Below are 6,251 nucleotides of genomic sequence, written 5' to 3' on the forward strand. Positions count from 1 at the left end.
ACCCACTGAACCCAGGGCTAGGCGAATCATTGCCCAGTGAATGCCGTCGTTGCCTATACAGCCGAGGTAATCGATCACTTGAACTTTTTCTTCAGGCGATCGCTCATTAAACCAGCCTAGGGTAGTGTCATTATCGTGAGTACCTGTGTAAACAATGCAGTTGCGGTCTGTATAGTTATAGGGTAAAAAACCATTAGCGCGATCGCCATCAAAGGCAAACTGCAAGATTTTCATGCCAGGAAAGCTAAATTTATCCCGCAACGCCTCTACTTCAGGAGTAATCACCCCCAAATCTTCTGCCACAATTGGTAGTTTACCCAACTGTTTCTCTAACCGTTGAAAAAATTTATCCCCAGGAGCATTGAGCCAAGTACCTTTGATCGCTGTAGTCTCTCCGTGGGGTACTGCCCAGTAAGCTTGCAACCCTCTAAAGTGATCGATCCGAACAATATCAACATATTCTAAGATAGCTTCGACTCTTCTGATCCACCATTTAAAATCAGTTTTTTCCAGTTCTTGCCAGTTATATACAGGATTACCCCAAAGTTGTCCTGTTTCACTAAAGTAATCTGGGGGGACACCAGCTATTAAGGTGGCTTCTCCCGTATCGGGATCTAGCTGAAAAATCTGGCGGTGCGCCCAGACATCAACGCTATCATGAGCAACATAGATAGGAATATCGCCAAAAAGCTTGATACCTTGCTCGTTGGCATACTGCTTAAGATTTTGCCACTGATAGAAAAACTGATACTGGACAAACTTATGGAAGAGAAGATCATCAGCTAATTTAGCAGCCCATTCTACCATTGCTTGGGGCTGACGAGCAGAAATATCTGCTGCCCATTGATTCCAGCTACTGCTATGGTGAGCCTCTTTCAAAGACATGAATAGAGCATAGTCACTCAGCCAATCATTGTGTCGGTTACAAAAACTTTGAAACTTTCCTTTTTCTTCATCTGAGGCGATCTCTTGAAAGCGATCGCTTGCCTTGCGTAGCAAAGGCATTTTTATTTCAATCACCCTCTCAAAGTCCACCCGATCTAGAGGAAAGTCTGGCAGATGCTGTAGATCCTCCCAGGTCAATAAATCTTGCTGTTGCAGAACTGCGGGGCTAATTAATAGCGGATTTCCTGCCAAAGCAGAATAAGATAGATAGGGAGAGTTGCCATAACCTGTCGGCCCAATTGGTAGTATTTGCCATATTTGCTGGTCACTATTTGCCAAAAAATCGACAAATCGATATGCGTTCTCGCCCAAATCGCCAATCCCAAAACGGCTCGGCAGAGAGGTGGGATGAAGTAATACACCGCTAGCGCGAAAATCTAACATTTATGATGGATGAATTTTAGTAATTTTTGTCTTAATCTTAATGTGGTTATAAATTACTCTGCCACGAGAGGACAAAGTGATTTTTGACCGTTGCTGAAACCTTAACTTTTTCAAAGCTTTGGTATCTGTCTAATTTACAAAAGTTTGAATAACGTTATTTAGCATTGTGTAACAAATTCCTGCTCAGATGTAGTCGATTTTTGGTAGCGTAATATATCAGGAAAAAATAACCAAATTAAAACTTTATTTACAGATTTGCCTTCGGCTATCTTGATTTAGGAGAATCAAAAAATGACTATTTTATTTCAATTGGTACTAGCTGCTCTAGTTCTATTTTCTTTTGTGATGGTAATTGGCGTTCCTGTCGCCTATGCTTCGCCCCAAAACTGGGAGCAATCGAAATCTTTAATCTATGTTGGATCGGGAATTTGGACTATTCTGGTGGTGGCAGTGGCAGTGTTGAACTTTTTTGTCATTTAGACGACTAGACGACAAATTTAGGGGCGAACAGTAGTTTGCCCTAGTCATGTTCGAACCGACAGAGATTTTTAATGTTCTTAGCTAATTTTTTTGCTTTATGACTGTTTTTGAGGGAACGTTTGCAGGAGACGTATCAAATCTGCGGATGGCGATCATCATTGGTCGCTTTAATGATCTAGTAACGGAAAAGTTAATTTCTGGCTGTCAAGATTGCTTGAAACGTCACGGTATTAATATTGACCCTGATAGTGGTCAAGTAGACTATGTATGGGTTCCTGGTAGCTATGAAATTGCCATGGTAGCGCGACAATTAGCTTTTTCTGGTGGTTATAATGCGATCATTTGCCTTGGGGCAGTTATTCGCGGGCAAACGCCTCACTTTGACTATGTATCGTCCGAAGCAGCCAAAGGAGTCGCCGCAGCCAGCTTTCAATCAGGTGTCCCCGTCATTTTTGGTGTTCTCACGGTAGATACCATGCAGCAGGCACTTGAGCGAGCAGGTATAAAAAGTAACTTAGGCTGGAATTATGCTTTAAATGCCTTGGAAATGGCAAGTTTAATGCAACAGCTTAATCATCGAGTTTTATCTACTTCTCCCGCTAGCTTACCTTCAGGCAGCGAGGCGATCTCTTTACCTAAAGTTATTGGACAAAATGCGTCTAATAGCTAGTTTTAGTTGGGGTCAAAACCTCAGTCTAAGATAAAGCAACAAAAGTTAAAAATCCTAAAGAAAAAAGAATAATTAAAACGAGTAGCTTAAATTCAAAGCTCATCATCGTTTTCTTGGCTCGGCTGATGGTAACATCGTGAAATCCAGAGTTATTGCGTTGCTGATTTAAAGCAGAATATTTTTGTCGGACTTGATTTTTTGCTAATAAAAGTTCTAATTCGGCTGACTTTTTATCTACTTGGGGAGACGACATTGGTGATGTTGGTAAAGGCAAATTGTTCTCTGTGGGGATTATTTTTAAGGTTTCTACAGAATTAATTGATTTTCGATTTGTGGGGTTGGTTTGCTGGTTTTCTCGATTTAAAGGTGTTAATAATTCTGATTTAAATGCTGAGTATCCTTGGTGTACTAGTTTGATTGACCATTCTAGTTCTTCAGCAGAGACATTTTTGAGTAGATATCCCTTGGCACTTGATTCTATTGCTCGACTGACATAGCTTTCATCTTCATAGGTACTGAGGATAATTACTTTAACATTGGGAAATTTAGAGGCGACTTGATTGGCAACGGCAATCCCATCAATGTCAGGTAAATTTATATCTAGTAACACGACATCTGGTTGAGTTGCTTCTATCTGTTTTAAAGCAGTCTTACCATCTTCGGCACAACCTATTAATTCAATTTCGGCGGAATCTTCTAATAATACTTTTATGCCTCTGCGGATGATATTTTGGTCATCGACTATTAAGGTGCGAATCATATTTAATTTAAGTGAGTGAATAGAAAGATAGGAAAATAAAATATTTTTTAAATTAATTTTTTATAGGTTACCATTTTACATTTTTTTGTCAAAATATAATATCCAGTATTATCTTTGAAAACTCTTAAATATCATAAAATAATTAAATATACACAGTATCGACAAAAATGCCTGGTCTATACTAAATCTAGTGATACATCTAAAATTAAATAAGTTGTTTTCTACCGAGCAAAAAATTTATGACTAGTGCTGCACCAGCCAAGACAGAGTACGAAGCAATTATTGGCTTAGAAACTCACTGTCAGTTAAACACCGCAACCAAAATATTTAGTCGCGAAGCTACTAAATTTGACGGTGATAATCCCAATGCAAATATCTCTCCAATTTGCTTAGGTTATCCAGGAGTACTCCCTGTCCTTAATGAAAAAGTATTAGAATATGCAGTCAAAGCAGGATTAGCTTTGAACTGCCAAATTGCCCCCTATAGTAAATTTGATCGCAAACAGTATTTTTATCCTGACTTACCCAAAAACTATCAAATCTCTCAGTTCGATCTACCGATCGCCGAACATGGTTGGGTCGAGATTGAGATTGTGGAGCAACCCAACACTGAACCAATTAGAAAGAAAATTGGCGTTACTCGTCTGCATATGGAAGAAGATGCAGGAAAATTAACTCATGGAGGGAGCGATCGCCTTGATGGTTCAACCTATTCTCTAGTAGACTTTAACCGCGCGGGGATACCTTTAGTGGAAATTGTTTCCGAACCCGATCTGCGTTCAGGGAAAGAAGCAGCAGAATACGCTCAAGAAATTCGGCGGATCATGCTTTATTTAGGCATTAGTGACGGGAAGATGAACGAGGGTTCTTTGCGCTGTGATGTAAACATTTCTGTGCGTCCTGTGGGACAAAAAGAGTTTGGCACTAAGGTAGAAATTAAGAATATGAATTCCTTTAGTGCAATTCAAAAAGCGATCGACTATGAAATTGAAAGACAAATTGCAGCAGTAGAAAATGGTGAGCCAATCTATCAGGAGACTCGTTTGTGGGAAGAAGGCACGCAACGGACTAAGAGTATGCGTCTGAAGGAAGGCAGTAGCGACTATCGTTATTTCCCTGAGCCAGATTTACCGCCGATTGAAGTATCAAAAGAGCAGTTAGAAACCTGGAAAGCTGAATTGCCTGAACTTCCTTTCAGTAAACGTCACCGTTATCAAGCCGATTTAGGTTTATCAGCTTACGATACTAGAGTGTTGACGGACGATCGCGCTGTGGCTGAATATTTTGAAGCAGCGATCGCTACTGGTGCAGATACCAAGCAGGTAGCTAACTGGGTAATGGGAGACATTGCCGCTTATGTTAATAGTAATAATCTCACCATTACGGAAACTAAACTCAAGCCTGAAATTCTAGCCGAGTTAATTAGCTTGATTACGGACGGAACAATAAGTGGCAAAATCGCTAAAGAAATCTTACCCGAACTATTAATTAAGGGTGGTTCAGCCAAAGCTTTGGTTGAAAGCAAAGGCCTAGTTCAAATCTCTGATACAGGAGAAATTGAAAAGATTATCGATCAGGTGATAGCAGCTCATCCTCAAGAGTTAGAACAATTTCGTGCTGGTAAGACTAAGCTTAAAGGGTTTTTTGTCGGGCAAATTATGAAGCAAACAGGTGGACGTGCCGATCCTAAATTAGCAAATCAATTACTCGCTAAAAAACTACAGGGTTAAATAGTCCAACACAACAACACCACAATAAAGTCATAACTAACAGTTTTAGGTTAATCGTCAGGGCGAATAGCCATTCGCTTTTGCTATTCGCTATTTGTTACAGTAATGCAGCAGCTCTTTCGGCTAAACTAGAACGTTCTCCCTTAAAAAGGGTTATATGACCTGCGATCGGTTCATGTTTAAATCTTTCCACAACATAGGTTAAACCGTTACTAGCAGCATCAACATAAGGATTGTCAATCTGATCGGGATCTCCGGTCAAAACTATCTTAGTTCCTTCTCCTGCGCGGGTGATAATAGTTTTAACCTCATGGGGAGTGAGGTTTTGCGCCTCATCAATAATTAAAAACTGCTGGGGGATAGTGCGACCTCGAATATAAGTCAGAGGTTCAATTTGCAGTATGCCCATCTCAATTAATTCTTCGTGTCCCCTGCGCCAATGTCCAGGTTTGTCAGTGACATCTTGAGTCCGAAAGATTAAGTCAAAATTATCATAAAGAGGCTGCATCCAGGGCGTGAGCTTTTCATTAATATCTCCAGGAAGGTAGCCCAAATCTTTGCCCATCGGCACAACTGGACGTGAGATCAACAGGCGATTATAGAGCTTTTCATCTGCCACTTTTTGTAGTCCCGCGGCGATCGCCAATAGGGTTTTGCCTGTTCCTGCTTTACCCACCAGGGTGACTAGCTTAATTGAATCCTGCAATAAAAGATTGAGGGCAAATCGTTGCTCACGGTTACGAGGTTGAATCCGCGAAACTCCAAGTTTTGGTAACGCTATTAAAGGAATAATCTTGCTGCTTTTTCCCTCTACCATACCTAAAGCAGTATGAGACGGGTTAAGGCTGTCTACCAAGGTAATATCTTGATTCGGTAAAAATTCTCGCTCCAGCGTTACCGAGCCAGCTTGAAAAAATTCAGCTATTTGCTCAGAGCTAACTAAGACTTCCATAGTGCCAGTATAAAGCTCGTCAACGTCTACCTTATCCGTTTCATAATCTTCAGCATGTAAACCTAAGGCATCGGCTTTAATTCTTAAATTAGTATCTTTGCTGACTACCACCACAGGACATTGACAGTTGTATTTAGACTGCATTCCTACTGCCAAAATTGCGTTATCGGCAACATCACCACTCAATTCTAAGGGGAGGGTTTTCAGGGTGTCGCGATCGCTTAAAGCAACCCGAAGACTACCGCCGTTACTTAAGCTTACCCCTGTAGTTAAGTTTCCTTGCTGGCGCAGTTGATCCAAGGTGCGGGCAACTTCTCTGGCATTGCGACC

6 protein-coding genes are annotated in these 6,251 nt (G+C 40.8%); 3 read left to right on the forward strand and 3 right to left on the reverse strand.

Translation table 11 applies throughout. The features are described from left to right. A partial coding sequence (malQ, locus tag C7B62_RS23675) for a 4-alpha-glucanotransferase (RefSeq protein WP_106243451.1) occupies nucleotides 1-1,329 on the reverse strand: 1,329 nt, incomplete at its 3' end. A 291-nt stretch (nucleotides 1,330-1,620) separates the two neighbouring features. Between malQ and psbZ the strand changes: the two genes are divergently transcribed. Both psbZ and ribH read left to right on the forward strand, forming a co-directional pair. Beyond that, nucleotides 1,621-1,809 (forward strand): photosystem II reaction center protein PsbZ, encoded by a 189-nt coding sequence (psbZ, locus tag C7B62_RS23680; protein ID WP_106243454.1) that lies wholly within the window; start codon nucleotides 1,621-1,623, stop codon nucleotides 1,807-1,809. Between the two features lie 97 nt (nucleotides 1,810-1,906). Continuing rightward, the gene (gene ribH / locus C7B62_RS23685; protein ID WP_106243457.1) at nucleotides 1,907-2,479 is read left to right on the forward strand and encodes a 6,7-dimethyl-8-ribityllumazine synthase; all 573 of its coding nucleotides are present in this window, start codon (nucleotides 1,907-1,909) and stop codon (nucleotides 2,477-2,479) included. 25 nt (nucleotides 2,480-2,504) lie between these two features. Here the strand turns inward: ribH and C7B62_RS23690 are convergent, their stop codons facing one another. Then, nucleotides 2,505-3,239, reverse strand: a complete 735-nt coding sequence (locus tag C7B62_RS23690) for a response regulator transcription factor (RefSeq protein ID WP_106243460.1) — start codon at nucleotides 3,237-3,239, stop codon at nucleotides 2,505-2,507. A gap of 239 nt (nucleotides 3,240-3,478) precedes the next feature. Between C7B62_RS23690 and gatB the strand changes: the two genes are divergently transcribed. Beyond that, nucleotides 3,479-4,969, forward strand: coding sequence for an Asp-tRNA(Asn)/Glu-tRNA(Gln) amidotransferase subunit GatB (gatB, locus tag C7B62_RS23695; protein ID WP_106243464.1), 1,491 nt, complete (start codon nucleotides 3,479-3,481; stop codon nucleotides 4,967-4,969). Nucleotides 4,970-5,066: 97 nt separating this feature from the next. Here gatB and C7B62_RS23700 read toward each other — a convergent pair. Then, nucleotides 5,067-6,251 (reverse strand): PhoH family protein (locus tag C7B62_RS23700; RefSeq protein WP_106243467.1); only part of this gene is annotated, 1,185 nt, incomplete at its 5' end.

It is taken from the genome of Pleurocapsa sp. CCALA 161, assembly GCF_003003995.1.
GTDB lineage: Bacteria > Cyanobacteriota > Cyanobacteriia > Cyanobacteriales > Xenococcaceae > Waterburya.

Excerpts from the sequence above, each read along its gene's own strand:
- psbZ (WP_106243454.1), top strand. The coding sequence starts at position 1,621 with ATGACTATTTTATTTCAATTGGTACTAGCTGCTCTAGTTCTATTTTCT.
- gatB (WP_106243464.1), top strand. The coding sequence starts at position 3,479 with ATGACTAGTGCTGCACCAGCCAAGACAGAGTACGAAGCAATTATTGGC.
- C7B62_RS23690 (WP_106243460.1), bottom strand. The coding sequence starts at position 3,239 with ATGATTCGCACCTTAATAGTCGATGACCAAAATATCATCCGCAGAGGC.
- ribH (WP_106243457.1), top strand. The coding sequence starts at position 1,907 with ATGACTGTTTTTGAGGGAACGTTTGCAGGAGACGTATCAAATCTGCGG.